Origin of the sequence: Serratia marcescens subsp. marcescens ATCC 13880, from assembly GCF_017299535.1 — a bacterium.
In the GTDB taxonomy this organism is placed as follows: domain Bacteria; phylum Pseudomonadota; class Gammaproteobacteria; order Enterobacterales; family Enterobacteriaceae; genus Serratia; species Serratia marcescens.
In genome coordinates this window covers 4,576,989-4,592,091 of record NZ_CP071238.1, presented here as the reverse complement: position 1 = coordinate 4,592,091, position 15,103 = coordinate 4,576,989, and the positions used below count along the sequence as shown (strand labels likewise).

Below are 15,103 nucleotides of genomic sequence, written 5' to 3'. Positions count from 1 at the left end.
AAAGGCGCTTATCAAATGAGATAAAGCGCCTTTTATCAACACGTTAACTGACTAGTATCAGTTCATGCCGTATTTTTTCAGCTTCTTGCGCAGCGTGCCGCGGTTGATGCCCATCATCAGGGCTGCGCGGGTCTGGTTGCCACGGGTGTATTGCATCACCATGTCCAACAGTGGCTGTTCAACTTCAGCCAGTACCAGCTCATACAGGTCATTTACGTCTTGACCGTTCAGTTGAGCAAAATAGTTCTTCAGTGCTTGTTTAACCGAGTCACGCAGAGGCTTTTGAGTCACCTGATCTTGTGAGTTAACGGTAGAAACGGTCAGTACGTCAGAATTTACGCGTTGTTCGAACATAGTTCTGTCAGCTCTTTTTTTACGCTAAGATTTTCGAAATATGCCTCCAACGCCTCCAGCTGTTCGCTGGCATCCTCTATGGCGTTGAATGTGCGCCGAAACTGGTCATTCGGAGCGTGTTCCTGGAGATACCAGGACACGTGCTTACGAGCAATCCGGAATCCCTTGCCTTGGCCATAGAAGCCGTGCAATTCCCGAATGTGCCCAATCAACAAGCGCTTCACCTCGCCAAGCGGCAGCGGCGGCAGCAACTCCCCAGTGTCCAGATAATGCTGGATTTCCCGGAAGATCCAGGGTCTCCCCTGAGCAGCGCGGCCTATCATCAGGGCATCGGCCCCGGTGTAGTCGAGCACTGCTCTGGCTTTATGCGGGTCAGTAATATCCCCATTCGCGATAATCGGAATGGAAACACTCTGCTTAACTGCCCGAATGCTGTCGTATTCCGCGTCGCCGTTAAACAGACAGGCGCGGGTTCGGCCGTGAATCGTCAGGGCCTGAATACCACAGTTTTCGGCCAGTTGGGCAATCTCTACACAGTTACGATGCTCTGGCGCCCAGCCGGTGCGAATCTTCAGCGTTACCGGCACATCCACCGCGTCAACCACCGCGTGGAGGATCCGTTTAACCAGATCCGGGTACTGCAACAAAGCGGACCCGGCAAGCTTCCGGTTCACTTTTTTGGCCGGGCATCCCATATTGATGTCGATGATCTGCGCGCCGCTGGCCACGTTGATACGCGCGGCGGCGGCCATATCATCAGGATCGCATCCGGCAATCTGCACGGAGCGGATCCCTGGTTCATCGCTATGCACCATACGCAGACGCGACTTATCCGTCCGCCACACCTCCGGGTTGGAGGAGAGCATTTCGGATACGGCCATCCCAGCACCCATTGCATGACAGAGGGTTCTGAACGGGCGATCTGTAATACCGGCCATCGGGGCCGCAATCAGGCAATTAGTAAGCTGGTGGTGTCCAATGCGCATAGACAAAGAGTGACCATACTGTGTCCGCAAGGGCGCGTATATTACGCATTTTTGCGCCGAGATGAAAGGCCAAACTTTAACCAATTGGCTCGCTATTAGGGCAAAAAATGCGCTGCGCAGTGATTCATAAAAATATTGTATATATTTTACAATGAGTTGACGAAAGTCGCTTGTTTTGTGTGCGGTAAAATATTCGCCTTTGCGCAGAATATTATCTGCATTCGCCCGCTATTTTTGCCGGGATAGCCTGCCTGGAAGGCGCATTGTCAGGGCGATCCATCGTTGAAAGGCGAAAAATTGCATAAAATTTTGTCTTGCCCGTGGCCGATCGCCGGACAAAAAAAATCCACCGGCGCGGGGCCGGTGGATGAGGGGGCAATAGACCGTGGCGCTTACTTACGGCGGCCGGTGATGCGGCACCACTCTTCACGCTCGGCGACCGGATCGAGCGCGAACTTCTCTTCGTAGGCTTCCGCAACGCTGCTCGCCTGGCTGGCCAGCACGCCGGACAGCCCCAAATGACCGCCGGCCTTCGGCAGGCAACCGATCAGCGGCGCCAGTTCGCGCAGCGGGCCGGCGAGGATGTTGGCGACCACCACGTCCGCCAGCAGGTCCGCCGGTTGGTCTTTCGGCAGATACAGCTCCAGACGCTCTGAGACGCCGTTACGCTGCGCGTTGTCGCGGCTGGCCTGAATGGCCTGGGGATCGATGTCGATACCGATAGCGCGCGCCGCACCCAGCTTCAGCGCGGCGATCGCCAGAATGCCGGAACCGCAGCCGAAGTCGATGACGGTTTTGCCGGCCAGATCGAGGCCGTCCAGCCACTGCAGACACAGCGCGGTGGTCGGGTGGGTGCCGGTGCCGAACGCCAGGCCCGGATCGAGCATCACGTTAACCGCGTCAGGATCCGGCACGTCGCGCCAGCTCGGGCAGATCCACAAGCGCTCGCCGAAGCGCATCGGGTGGAAGTTGTCCATCCATTCGCGCTCCCAGTCCTTGTCTTCCAGCTGTTCTATCTTGTGGCGGAAACCGGCGCCCAGCAGCGGGTGCTGCTCCAGCATCGCCACCACCTCGGCCATATCGGTTTCCGCGTCGTACAGGCCGATCACATCGGTATCGCCCCACAGCAGGGTTTCACCCGGCAGCGGCTCGAACACCGGGTTGTCATGGGTGTCCTGGAAGGTCACCGACACGGCGCCGCTTTCCACCAGCGCGTCGCTCAGGTCTTCCGCCTGGCTGCCGGTGGTGTTCAGTTTGAGTTGGATCCAAGGCATAGCAATTCTCTTCAAGAGGGTAATGATGACGCCGCCCGGCGCTTTTCGCCGACGACGTTACCGAGATAAAACGCCAACAGGCTGAGCAACAGCGAAGGCACGATAGGATGCAGCCCCGCCGGTTGCAGGTTGAAGCTGGCCAATAGCGTATAGCATACCGCACCCGACACCATTGAGCTAAGCGCTCCCTGAGCATTGGCGCGTTCCCAATACAGACCCAGCACCAGCGGCCACAGGAACACCGCCTCCAGCCCGCCGAAAGCCAGCAGGTTGAGCCAGATGATCATCTCCGGCGGGCGCCAGGCCGCCAGCAGCACCAGCAGGCCGAGGATCAGCGTGGTCAGGCTGGAGAAGCGCTTGATCAACCGCTCGTTGTGGATCTGCTGCGGCCGCACGCCCAGGTAGAGATCCTTGATGATGGTGGCGGAGGACTGCAGCAGTTGGGCGTTGATGGTCGACATGATCGCCGCCATCGGCGCCGCCAAAAAGATCCCGGCGGCGTACGGCGGCAACACGGTGATCATCAGCGTCGGGATCACCTGGTCGGGGATCTTGAGATCCGGCAACACCGCGCGGCCGAGCGCGCCGGCCAGGTGCATGCCGAACATCAGCACCGCCACCACCACGGTGCCGAGCAGAATGCCGCGATGCACCGCCTTGCTGTCCTTGTAGGAGATGCAGCGCACGGCGGTGTGCGGCAGGCCGATCACCCCGAAGCACACCAGGATCCAGAATGACGCCATAAACGGCAGACTGAGGATCTGATCGCCGCCCTGCGGCGACACCAGCGCCGGATCGATCTGCTGCAGTTTGCTCACAGCGCTGTCCAGTCCGCCGGCGGCATGGATCACCGCCACCAGCAGCAGCACGGTGCCGATCAGCATCACCAGCCCCTGCATGGCGTCGTTCAGCACGCTGGCGCGGAAGCCGCCGAAGGCGGTGTACAGCGCGATGCTGATGCCGAAGATCAACAGGCCGGTGTCGTAAGGAATGCCGGCGGCGGTCTCCAGCAGGCGTGCGCCGCCGATGAACTGCACCGTCATGGCGCCGAGGAACGCCACCAGCAGGCTGAGGCTGGCCAGCCACACCAGCAGGCGGCTTTGGTAGCGGCCATACAGCATGTCATTGAGAGTAATGGCGTTGTAGCGCCGCGCCAGGATGGCGAATTTCTTGCCCAGCACGCCGAGCGACAGCCACACCGCCGGCAGTTGGATCATCGCCAGCAGCACCCAGCCCAGGCCATATTTGTAGGCGGCGCCAGGCCCGCCGATAAACGAACTGGCGCTGATGTAGGTGGCGGTCAGGGTCATCGCCAGCACAAAGCCGCCCATCGAGCGGTTGCCGAGGAAATATTCGCTGAGGAAGTTTCCGTTCTGGCGGCGCCGATAGGCGTACACCGACAGGCCGAACACCAGCAACAGGTAGGCGACCAGCGGCAGGATCACTTCAGTTTGCATCGCGGTCCTCCAGCGAAATGTCGCGGAACACCGTGCGCACCATCAGCCAGCACAGGCCGATGAACAGCAGCGGCACCAGCAGGCAGGCCATTTCGAACCAGTGCGGCAGTCCGGTGACGCCGATGGCGCTGTCCGGCAGGTAGGCCGCCAGCCCCCAGGCCAGCAGGTAGAGCAGCGTCAGCCCCAGCGCCCAGCGCGCTTCGCGGTGCGCCTGAATAAAGCGTTTGTCCATCAGTGTCCCCCATAGGTTTACGATGATGGCTTGTGACAAGAACAGATGAAGGAACAGGATTGTACGGAATGTGCGGCGTTTGGCTAATAAATTATTCACCTTTCCGGTGAACGCAACGGGGCGATGGAAAGAAAAGAGAGGGGTAAATATATAAATTTTTGCCGGTTTATTTCGATGAGAAAATAATTAAATAGAATGGGAAAGGAATGGGTTTTATATTGGTTGGCGCAACCGGAATCGAACCAGGTGACCTCTGTGAAGTATGACACAGCGCTCTACCACTGAGCTACACGCCTGCAATAAACAAATTTATAACATCTCCTAATCATTCATGTAAATAGATTTCTTTTATTTTTTGGTATTAAATAAATCGTTCGATTAAATAATAACCTGCATATCCTTTGCTATTTATTTACTGTGATTAATATCACGATAAAGCCGCCCCGTTAATGTGCTTAAACAAGGGCGGCGTTAATTAGCGGATTAACAATGTCACACGGTTATCGTTCTTTTCTCAGATATTCTTTCTGAAATAGTATAAAGAACGATGACGCCGATGCATAAAAAGAACATCACGGCATACAGGGCGCCACCGCCACCTTGTTTTAACAGCAAACCGCCGACAAAAGGGGCGAGCGCCAGGCCAAATTCGTAAAACGTGGCGGCACCGAAGTAAGCCCCTTTTAGGTTAGCCGGCGCCATACGATCAATTTGTATATTGAGCGTAGGGAACAGGATGACTTCGCCGAGGCTGAGCAGGAACATGGCGACCAACCACAGCCCCCAGCTTTCACTGGAAACCAGCAGGAAGACAATTTGTGAAAGCGCGAGAAAGAACACGCCCAGGCTGGTTTTCAGTGCCAATGACATGCGACGGGTAAAGCGCTCGGTGAAATACTGCAGCGTTATCACCGTGGCTGCATTGATGAATATCAGCACGCTGAGCAGGTATTCGGGGTTGTGCACCTGGCTGATCATGAGGTATTGCGGCAGCGTCACGTCGATCTGCCCGTAGACTAGCATCACCAAAATGTTGGCGACAACCAAAACCTTGAACGCCTGATCGTTCCAGATAATCCGCAAAGAGCCAATGAACGAGAAGGTGGCGTTGCGCGTTTCTTTACCGTGCCCCGCTTTGAATACCGCGAGCACCAGCAGCAAATAGCAAAGGAACGACAATGCGGTGACGAAGAAGGTGGCCTTCTGCGCCGTCAGCCCGAGAGCGACACCCACTAATGGGCCTACGGCTGCGCCCACGTTCATCAGGAAGTAGCGGATGTTCAACGCGCGTTCTCGCTCTTGCCTGTCATGGAGAATATCGCCGATCACCGCTTTGCTGGCGGGTTCGATCAATGAGCGCGAAATGCCATTGAGTAAAATGCCGACAAAATACCACGCCGGTGAGTTGGCCAACGCAAGTACGCTAAATGAAATGATAGCGGCAATTGCACCGAGAATAATCAACGTGCGACGGCCATATTTGTCTGAAGCGCCACCGAAGAGATAGCCGAAAGAAATAGACACGATAAGTGATACGCTCATCATGACGCCGATTTCCACCGGAGTCATCGCGTAGTTATTTCTCATGAGAATGGTAATGAATGGCCAAATCATGAAAAAGCAGGCGCGCGTCAAAAACGTCCCGATAAAGATAACCCATATTTCTTTTGGGAAATAAGGGATGAATGTTGACCTCAAGGCGGTTTCTCCTTAAATGTTGCTCGTCGTCTGTTGAACCGAGTGTATTACACCTTTTCCAAACTTTCCTTTTCCCATCGGTTAGCCAGAGTGAGTAACGGCGTCACTCCGGCCTCTCTAATCCTCGCGATGAGATTTTTCCGCTGATCGAAGATAACCGGATGCGGGCTGATGCCTTGAATAATCGCGGCGACAGTCGCCGAGACTGGCGCGCTATGCGCCAGCGTTGGAATCGCCAGAACGTTCATGCAGTATTCAAACATGGAATCGACGGAGTTCAATTTACCCAACATCAAGAACGTCATTTCATCTCCGACGAGGGTAGCGCCAAGGCTGTCGAATATCATTTTGACTTGCGCCACGGGTTTCTCTTTCAGATGGAAACTGAGCAGTGCGCGGAACTGGTCGCGATTCAGACGGCCCTGTTTCATCTCGTCATTCAGCATGGCGAGTGCCTGGCGTACATAATTTTCCTCTTCGTTGAACAGATCTGCCGAAGCGCAGCGGAAATGCTGTTTGAGGAAATACCAGTGAAAGACATATTTGCCGTCGAATTCAAGGCGAACAACGTTGGTGAAGTCTTCCAGATCGTGCCGTTCCGGGTGGAATTCGCTGAGATCGCAACGAATATCGATGCCGGAAGAGGAGGCGATTCGGCGGCAAATGGTGGCGATATCAGCTTCGCCCAATAGCGCTTGCAGCATATGCTGCATGTTGTTGCCGCCGGCGGCCAACTCGCAATAGGCGTCTTTGCCTGGCGTCAGGTATTTGATTCGGCTGTCGCGCGCATTGAGTGATGAGGCAATTTCAGCCCACTGGTTATGTACTTCCTGGCTTCTGATCGTTTCCAAACGAGGGTTTTTTTCATAGAACGCGATGACGCGCGGATCGACAGCCAGGCCGCTGCGTTTGAGTATTCCGGCGTCAAGCTGCGCGCTTGCTTGGTTTTTCACCAGGACATTGATGAAGTTGCGCAGCGAACTCTCCCCGCAATCTGAGAACGAGACGTCAGAATCCGGCGCGGGGCGGCAGGTTTTGGTGATGCACAGCGGCGGAAAATAGCGGCCGTACACTTCGCGATCGTAGTAGTCATGGCAGCGATCGGGGAAGTGCGTCTCGCCCGTCGCCGTTTCGCCGAACAGCTCCCCGCTCAGCTCCCGCAGTTGCTGCATGTAGGCGGTCAACTTGCCGAAGTTACCCTTGCATTTCAGCCACAGCGCCGCGTTGAGCAAATGAAACACCTCTCTGTCGTGCCCGGCGGTGCGGCTGGCCGCGATCAGTAAACGACATAAACTGTGCAACTCGGCCAGCAAGCTGTCGCGATCTGCACAGTGGATACCGACGTAATCCTGCACACGTCGCGGCAGATAGCGGTGATACTTGTTGAAAGGCAGATGCAATGCAATGAAGTCGGCGCTGAATCCCTCAGTTTGCAGCCGTGCGACGGTGCTTTCGGTAAAACTTTCCGCCAGCATGCTGGCGCGCAAGGTGGCTTCATCTTTTTGCCGGCGGGCATGTTCGACGGCGGCCTGCGCGTTTTGCCAGTCGGGGAGCAGGCCGGCTTGATGCACGGCTTCTTGCTGCGCCGCATTCACGCGTGCTTCCAGTTCGGCGATTTCGGCATTGAGCGCCAACAGTTGCGCCTCTTTATTTTCCGCAGCGCTCTTGCCCAGCGCTTTTTTACCGGCTTTTAGCGCGGCGATCGCGGTTCGCAGTGGCGGGATCCGTGACGGCTGCGCTTTGGCGGCATTTTCCGCCTGTTGCAGGATCTGGTTCAGCGCTTTTTCTTGCGCTTTCACATGGGCGCCGAGGGAGAGCGCTTCGCGTTCTGCGGCCGCGATCTGCGCTTTTGTGTCCTCGAACTGTTGCAGCACGCTGTCGCAAAGCCGGCGTATTTGCACAGAAAGCCGATGTTGCTGCTCAATGGCAGCGTGAAAGTCCGTTTCATCTCGTACATGCTGATATAACGAGGCGATATCATTGTCGGTGAAACGCTGGCTGCTCATGAAAGCCACCAGCCGTGCAAGGGTAGAGGGGGAAAACCAGGTGAACGGGTTCTTCACCTCTTTGCTTACGTCAAACTCGACCAGGTCAGTACGGTAGAACAACGCGCGCGCTACCTGGCCGATCGGGTGATCGGCGCCAAGAAAACGGTAATACTTTTCCGCGAGTTCGTTGTTGCACCAGAGCACCCCGTACAGTGGCGAAAGAAAACGATACTCAGGGCGTAACGGCATGTAGAGATCGCGGAAAGTCTGTCTGGTTTGATCGGTCGTCATCAGCTAAAACCTTGGATGATGTTTTTTAACTTGAGCGCCGCCTGGTGGATTTGTTGTTGTTCATCCTGATTGGGCATCAGCGACAGCGGCGTAAAGACGTCGTCGCGCAGAGCCAGCGGCCAGGACATGAACACGCCCAGTTCCGGCAGCCAGACCGAACCGCAGCAGGGGGTTTCGTCCCGTTGGATGATGCGCTCAAGCAAGATAAGAATGGAGGCGGACGGGCCATATTTAGGAGGGCGCCGCATTTTGTGAAATATGTCCAACCCTTGATTGCGGGTATCGGTGACGATTTGCGCCAGCGCCTGTGCCGAAAGTACCTGGTTCAACGGTCCCTCGTCGGTTGTTACCTGGCTGAGCAAGGGCACCAACCCGGCGCCGTGCTCGCCGCAGACTGTCAGGCTACGCGCGTCGATGCGCTGCATGTCGATCCCGGAAATGCGGCAGATGCTTTTCAGCAGCCTGGCGGTATTGTGCGCGGCGCCGATACCTATCACCCGGCAGCGAGAGTCGAGCAGGATTTTATCGATGTAATAGCTGATGCTATCCACCGGATTGACCGCATTGATGATGTGACAGCCGGGAGCAATGAAGGGTTTGGCTCGGCTAAAAATGGCCTCGCTGAGCCGTACGTGATCGTCCAGCAACGCCTGGCGGTCATGCATCGGAAAGGTTGAAGGCACGCCATAGCAACAGAGGATCACGCCAGCCCCCTCGATGTGGCGGTAGTCATCCGTCACAACAATCTTGGGTAAAGACGTTCGGTTATGGCGTGAGAAGAGCGCTTCCGCCAGCAGGCCATCAAGAATATCTTCGCAAACGGCTGAATACTTTTCGGTATTTCGGCAGATGATCACGACTTCTTTGACGCTGCCACGTCGCTCAGTCGTACTTAACAGCGCGTTTAGCGTCTCTTGCCCAATGCCGCCGAATCCCAATAAAACAATTTTCATGACCGCTCCTGATGACCTGCCCGGCTTATGCTTCGATCAGTTCGGCCAGTCTTGCATACTGCTTCTCAACCATACTCCACCCTTTATCGAGTACGGCTTTGACACGCTGGAATTGTTCTTCGGTCATCCCCTTGAAGAACGCTTTATCCACTTCCTGATGATCGCCATCGAATTCGGAGTGATCCTCGAAATGGTTCTGTTTGCTCGGATCGAACACGTGTTTGATGTTGTTATAGAAAACGAAAGCCGAACCTTCGATGACAAAGTGCACCAGGATAGCCTGTTCCAGATTATCCAGCGTGATCATCTGGTGGTTGAACCAGATGCACAGTGCTTCAAAGATCGCGTCTTCGCGAACTTGGAGGTTATCGCGGCTGTTGCGCAGCACCTCGTCATGGCCGAATTCTTCTTTCAGATGCTCACTGAAGAAACGTGAGAAGCGAACGTCTTCACACAGTGCGCTACGCAGCAGCACCATTTTTTGGAACTGATCGGACAGGATCTGCAGGTAGTCCAGGAACAAGGATTTTTTCGCCTCGGAGAACGTTTTATCCTTGGCGAATGCGGTAAAGATCTTGTTGTCCTGGTAGCGCTCGATGTAGCGGGCGTTATGCGCTTTAAGCTGATGGTAGTAAGCGTAGGGATCTTGATCGAAAGTCACCAGCGGCTTGCTTGGATCTTCATAGAGCCCGCGCTCCTCAAACTGGATTGACAGCCCCCAGTAGCCGTTGTCGCCCGCGCCGATGAAGCCGTGATCCGCGCCTGGCGGAATGCAGATGACATCGCCTGGAACGGCCCGGCGGTCAACGCCGTCTCCCAGCAGGATCGCTTCCCCTTCACAAATGATATACAGCGAAGATATTGGATGAACATGCACATCCAGCTTTTCGTTTTTCGCCAGACGCACCCAGCTTACTGCCAGGCGTGCCTGTTCGGGAATAAAGCGGTTCATTTCCTCATTGGCGCGGAAATTCTTCACTTCGCCCAAAAGCTTCTCAATCCCGTTTTCCTTAATGCTTTTTATGGTTTCCATGTCAGCACGGTGGTACTGGGAAAACACGGGCTTACGGTCGTATTCAGTTACATGGCTCATTAAGACATACTCATCTAAGTCAATAAAAAGGATAAATAAAAAGAGAAAAAGAGCGCGCTGCATTCGATCGACGGCGACAATAGCACGGGCTATCACCGAGCGGATGTGATCGGGGTCAAGCTTTGTAATTAATACGTTAATTTTGTTAAAGCTTATGGCGTGTGAAAATGCGAGGAGTTGAGTTTTTTTCTTGCTAATATTTATTTTAAAGCTATGGGTTAAATATTTTTAGTTTAAAAACAGTTTGTTATGTTTTTTGTGGTGCTGCGGGGGAGGCGCTCGATGAATGTGAAGAGAAAGTTATCTGTGAAGATTTGATTCTATTTTGCGCGATTGAATGAAAAAATCAGGCGGGCGTGAGAAAAGAAAAAGGCCGGTGATTAACCGGCCTTTCGTCAGACGATGCTGCGTGGCTGCCTTAGGTTTCCTGCAGACCCAGCTTCTTCTCCAGATAGTGGATGTTGGTGCCACCGTGCTGGAAGTTTTCGTCGTTCATGATCTTCTGCTGCAGCTCAACGTTGGTTTTGATGCCGTCGATGATCAGTTCAGCCAGGGCGTTTTTCATGCGGGCGATCGCCACGTCACGGTTTTCGCCGAAGGTGATCAGTTTGCCGATCATGGAGTCATAGTACGGCGGTACGGTATAACCGGCGTAGATATGAGATTCCCAACGCACGCCGAAACCGCCTGGCGCGTGGAAGCGGGTGATCTTGCCCGGGCTCGGCAGGAAGGTGTTCGGATCTTCGGCGTTGATGCGGCATTCTACCGCGTGGCCGTGGATCTTCACTTCTTCCTGTTTGATCGACAGCGGCTGACCGGCAGCGATGCGCAGCTGCTCTTTGATCAGGTCCACGCCGGTGATCATTTCGGTAACCGGGTGCTCTACCTGAATACGGGTGTTCATTTCGATGAAATAGAACTCGCCGTTTTCATACAGGAACTCGAAGGTGCCCGCACCGCGGTAGCCGATTTCCACGCAGGCTTTCGAGCAGCGCTCGCCGATGTAGCGGCGCATTTCGCTGGTGATGCCCGGCGCCGGCGCTTCTTCGACCACTTTCTGGTGGCGGCGCTGCATGGAGCAGTCGCGCTCGGCCAGATAGATGGCGTTGCCCTGGCCGTCGGCCAATACCTGAATCTCGATGTGACGCGGATTCTCCAGGTATTTTTCCATGTACACCATGTCGTTGTTGAAAGCCGCTTTGGCTTCCGCTTTCGTCATGTTGATGGACTGCTCAAGGTCTTTGTCGCTGCGCACCACGCGCATGCCGCGACCGCCGCCGCCGCCGGAGGCCTTGATGATCACCGGATAACCGATGCGCTTGGCGAAGGCACGGTTTTTATCCATGTCGTCGGTCAGCGGGCCGTCGGAGCCCGGCACGCATGGCACGCCGGCTTTTTTCATGGCGTTGATCGCGGAAACCTTGTCGCCCATCAGGCGAATGGTTTCGGCTTTCGGGCCGATGAAGATGAAACCGGAGCGTTCAACCTGCTCGGCGAAGTCGGCGTTCTCGGACAGGAAGCCGTAGCCAGGGTGGATCGCCACCGCGCCGGTGATTTCCGCCGCCGAGATGATGGCCGGGATGTTCAGGTAGCTTTTTACCGATGGCGCAGGACCGATGCAGACGGTCTCGTCGGCCAGCAGCACGTGTTTCAGATCGCGGTCGGCCGCGGAGTGAACCGCAACGGTCTTGATGCCCAGTTCTTTACAGGCACGCAGGATGCGAAGCGCGATCTCGCCGCGGTTGGCGATAACAATTTTATCAAGCATGGGGGCGCCTCGTTATTCGATGACGACCAGCGGCTCGTCATATTCGACCGGCTGGCCGTTTTCCACCAGGATGGCTTTCACGACGCCGGACTTGTCCGCTTCGATCTGGTTCATCATTTTCATGGCTTCAACGATGCACAGGGTATCGCCGGCGTTCACTTTCTGGCCCACTTCCACGAAGGCTTTCGCGTCCGGGCTTGGGGTGCGGTAGAAGGTGCCTACCATTGGGGAACGAACGACGTGGCCACTCACGGCCGCCGGTGCTGCAGGGGTTTCTGCCGCAGGCGCGGTGGCAACGGCGGTAGCCAGGGCTGGCTGCTGCTGTGCCGGCATCGCGTAAGCCTGCTGCATGACGGGATAAGCCTGCGCCGGTGCGGCACGGCTGATGCGAACCGATTCTTCGCCTTCAGAGATTTCCAGTTCAGAAATGCCTGATTCTTCAACCAGTTCGATCAGTTTCTTGATTTTACGAATATCCATGAGTGTGATTCCGTACTCTTTTTGTGGAGCAATTAGTGGGTTTTCGACAGACGGTTAACCGCTGCCTGTAAAGCGAAAGCGTAGCCATCCGCGCCGAGGCCGCAAATCACGCCTACCGCTACGTCTGAGAGATAAGAGTGATGGCGGAAAGGTTCGCGGGCGTGCACGTTGGACAGGTGGATCTCGATGAACGGGATCTGCACCGCCAGCAACGCATCGCGCAACGCCACGCTGGTGTGCGTGAACGCCGCCGGGTTTATCAGAATGAAATCGGTGTTGCCGCGCGCCTGATGGATGCGATCGATCAGCTGATGCTCGGCGTTGGACTGCAGATGGCTCAGGGTAATATCCAATGCGGATGCCTGGTTTTCCAATCCGTTAACAATCTCTGTCAGCGTCGTGCTGCCGTACTTCTCCGGCTCACGCGTCCCCAGCAGATTGAGATTGGGGCCGTTCAGAAGCAAAATGTGAAACTTATCCGCCATTGTGCTGGTATCTCCGGCAATAAAACCATCATCGTAGAAAATAACCCGATGTTACCGATTTGTCACCTGTTAAGGGGCAAATTCACCCTGAGAACAGAAACAAGGTCGGGCATTATAACGATATCGTAGCAATTCGCAGCTAAATACTGGTCTTATCAGCGAAGATATTCAACCCCAAATCGACCAACTCGGGGGGCCGCGACGGGAATATGAGCGCTGGAACACAGAAAAAGTTCCCGACGGCGGCGTGCGTTTTTCTACGGCGATAACGCGTATCGCCGTGCGATTCAGCGCCACCAGGCGCGGAATTTCTTGTAACGCAGGCCCAACAGCGCCACCGCCAACAGCGCGTAAATGAACGGCTGGGGAGAAAAGGTTTTGACCGACCACAGGTAGTGGATGGGGGCGAGGATCGCCGCCAGATAGACGAAGTTGTGCAACGTTTGCCATTTGGCGCCCAGTTTGCGCATCGCCCACAGCGTCGACGTGGCCGCCAGCGCCAGCAGGATCAGCCAGGTGAGGATGCCGAGCGTCAGATAGGGCCGGTTCACCAGTTCGCTGCCCAGCAGGCCGAGATTGCTCAGCCCCAGCTCCAGCGTGGAGTAGCTTATCAGGTGCAGCGTACCCCAGGCAAAGCACCACAGCCCCATCAGACGGCGGCAGCGGATCAGCAACGGCTGGCGGGCGTAGCGCGCCAGCGGGGCGATAGCCAGCGTGGTCAGCAGCAGTTTCAGCGTCATCCTGCCGGTGAAATGCTGGATGTCCTTGGACGGATCGGCGCTGAACCAGCCTTGATCCACTGCCAGCACCAACCACAAAAAGGGCAAAAACGCCGCCAGATGCAGGGCGGCTTTCAGCCATTTGATATGAACAGGCGTCAGGCGCACTTAGAAATTCTCCCGCAGATCCATGCCGCGATACAGCGACGCTACCTGGTCGGCATAACCGTTGAACAGCAGCGTCGGTTGGCGTTTGACGTCGAGAATGCCGCCGGAGCCGATAAAGCGCTCGGTGGCCTGCGACCAGCGCGGATGATCGACGTGCGGATTCACGTTGGCGTAAAAACCGTACTCGTTCGGCGCGGATTGGTTCCAGGTAGTCGGCGGCTGATCGCGCACCAAACGCATATGCACGATCGATTTGATGCCTTTGAAGCCGTATTTCCACGGCGTGATCAGCCGCAGCGGCGCGCCGTTTTGCGGCGGCAGGGTTTTGCCGTATACGCCGACGGTCAGCAGCGCCAGCGGATGCATCGCCTCGTCCAGCCGCAGCCCTTCGACGTAGGGATATTTCAGGCCGCCGCCGATAAAGCGATCTTTCTGGCCGGGCATCTGCTCCGGATCGTACAGCGTCTGGAAGGCCACGTAGCGCGCGTTGCTGTTCGGTTCGGCCAGCTTGATCAGCTTGCCCAGTTCGAAACCGATCCACGGCACCACCATCGACCAGGCCTCGACGCAGCGCATACGGTAAATGCGCTGTTCCAGCGGGAAACGCTTCATCAGATCGTCGATATCCAGCGTGATCGGTTTCGCCACTTCACCATCGATGCGCACTTTCCAGCCTTCGGTCTTTAGCCCGCCGGCGTTGGCGGCCGGATCGGCTTTGTCGAGGCCGAACTCATAGAAGTTGTTGTAGCCGGTCACCTTGTCTTCCGGCGTCATCGCCAGCTGCGCCTGCCAGGCGGCCGGTTTGCTGAATGCCAGCGCTTTGCCCGGCGGCGCCTTGGGGCGATCGTTGCCCTTGAACCACGACAGCAGGTCCGCCTGCGCGCCGGTAGGCAGCGCCAGCGTAGCGGCGGTGATGCCGAGCGCCTGCAGCACCTTGCGTCGCTGGTGAAACACGCTCTCCGGCGTGACGTCGGCCTCGGTTAATTTCGGGTTTTTGTTCATGCTTATGTTCTCCACGACTGATGCCCGCCGTCCGCGAGCGGCTGACGGGTCTTCATGAAATAAGCATGGCGCTAAAGCCGGCCGGAAGCGAGGGGGCGCGGGAAAATATGAAATTTCGCAGAAGCGGGAGAACTCCCCCCGTTGTCGGGGGGAGA

At 56.1% G+C, this 15,103-nt stretch carries 14 protein-coding genes and 1 tRNA gene; all 15 read right to left on the bottom strand.

Annotation, left to right across the window (positions count from 1 at the left end; translation table 11 throughout):
- Positions 1–57: 57 nt before the first annotated feature.
- The 15 genes from fis to msrP all read right to left on the bottom strand — a co-directional run bounded on the left by fis (position 58) and on the right by msrP (position 14,948).
- Positions 58–354, bottom strand: coding sequence for a DNA-binding transcriptional regulator Fis (gene fis, locus J0F90_RS21965; protein WP_000462905.1), 297 nt, complete (start codon positions 352–354; stop codon positions 58–60).
- A complete protein-coding gene (gene dusB / locus J0F90_RS21960; protein ID WP_033639281.1) occupies positions 336–1,340 on the bottom strand; it encodes a tRNA dihydrouridine synthase DusB in 1,005 nt (334 codons plus the stop codon). The genes fis and dusB overlap by 19 nt, the downstream gene beginning before the upstream one ends.
- Before the next feature lie 392 nt (positions 1,341–1,732).
- Positions 1,733–2,614: a 50S ribosomal protein L11 methyltransferase gene (prmA, locus tag J0F90_RS21955; protein ID WP_019453179.1), complete on the bottom strand. Its 882-nt coding sequence runs from the start codon at positions 2,612–2,614 to the stop codon at positions 1,733–1,735.
- Between the two features lie 11 nt (positions 2,615–2,625).
- The gene (panF, locus tag J0F90_RS21950; RefSeq protein ID WP_033639282.1) at positions 2,626–4,071 is read right to left on the bottom strand and encodes a sodium/pantothenate symporter; all 1,446 of its coding nucleotides are present in this window, start codon (positions 4,069–4,071) and stop codon (positions 2,626–2,628) included.
- Positions 4,061–4,303: a YhdT family protein gene (locus tag J0F90_RS21945; protein WP_004936865.1), complete on the bottom strand. Its 243-nt coding sequence runs from the start codon at positions 4,301–4,303 to the stop codon at positions 4,061–4,063. Before J0F90_RS21945 ends, panF begins: the two co-directional genes overlap by 11 nt.
- A 219-nt stretch (positions 4,304–4,522) precedes the next feature.
- A tRNA-OTHER gene (locus tag J0F90_RS21940) sits at positions 4,523–4,599 on the bottom strand.
- 196 nt (positions 4,600–4,795) lie between these two features.
- Positions 4,796–6,001, bottom strand: coding sequence for an MDR family MFS transporter (locus J0F90_RS21935; protein WP_016930245.1), 1,206 nt, complete (start codon positions 5,999–6,001; stop codon positions 4,796–4,798).
- Between the two features lie 47 nt (positions 6,002–6,048).
- Entirely contained in the window at positions 6,049–8,280 is a 2,232-nt protein-coding gene (locus J0F90_RS21930) for a cell envelope integrity TolA family protein (RefSeq protein ID WP_033639283.1), read from the bottom strand.
- On the bottom strand, positions 8,280–9,233 hold the full coding sequence (locus tag J0F90_RS21925) for a lactate/malate family dehydrogenase (RefSeq protein ID WP_033639284.1): 954 nt from the start codon (positions 9,231–9,233) through the stop codon (positions 8,280–8,282). The genes J0F90_RS21930 and J0F90_RS21925 overlap by 1 nt, the downstream gene beginning before the upstream one ends.
- Positions 9,234–9,258: 25 nt before the next feature.
- Positions 9,259–10,326, bottom strand: a complete 1,068-nt coding sequence (locus J0F90_RS21920; RefSeq protein ID WP_028127541.1) for a cupin domain-containing protein — start codon at positions 10,324–10,326, stop codon at positions 9,259–9,261.
- A 418-nt stretch (positions 10,327–10,744) separates the two neighbouring features.
- Positions 10,745–12,094 (bottom strand): acetyl-CoA carboxylase biotin carboxylase subunit, encoded by a 1,350-nt coding sequence (gene accC, locus J0F90_RS21915; RefSeq protein WP_004936886.1) that lies wholly within the window; start codon positions 12,092–12,094, stop codon positions 10,745–10,747.
- 12 nt (positions 12,095–12,106) lie between these two features.
- The gene (accB, locus tag J0F90_RS21910) at positions 12,107–12,574 is read right to left on the bottom strand and encodes an acetyl-CoA carboxylase biotin carboxyl carrier protein (RefSeq protein WP_004936889.1); all 468 of its coding nucleotides are present in this window, start codon (positions 12,572–12,574) and stop codon (positions 12,107–12,109) included.
- A gap of 32 nt (positions 12,575–12,606) precedes the next feature.
- Positions 12,607–13,059, bottom strand: coding sequence for a type II 3-dehydroquinate dehydratase (gene aroQ, locus J0F90_RS21905; protein WP_004936891.1), 453 nt, complete (start codon positions 13,057–13,059; stop codon positions 12,607–12,609).
- 287 nt (positions 13,060–13,346) lie between these two features.
- Positions 13,347–13,946 (bottom strand): protein-methionine-sulfoxide reductase heme-binding subunit MsrQ, encoded by a 600-nt coding sequence (msrQ, locus tag J0F90_RS21900; protein ID WP_033639285.1) that lies wholly within the window; start codon positions 13,944–13,946, stop codon positions 13,347–13,349.
- Positions 13,947–14,948 carry a protein-methionine-sulfoxide reductase catalytic subunit MsrP gene (msrP, locus tag J0F90_RS21895; RefSeq protein ID WP_033639286.1) on the bottom strand — a complete coding sequence of 334 codons (1,002 nt, stop codon included), beginning with the start codon at positions 14,946–14,948 and terminating at the stop codon, positions 13,947–13,949. It abuts the gene before it with no gap.
- Positions 14,949–15,103: the final 155 nt, after the last annotated feature.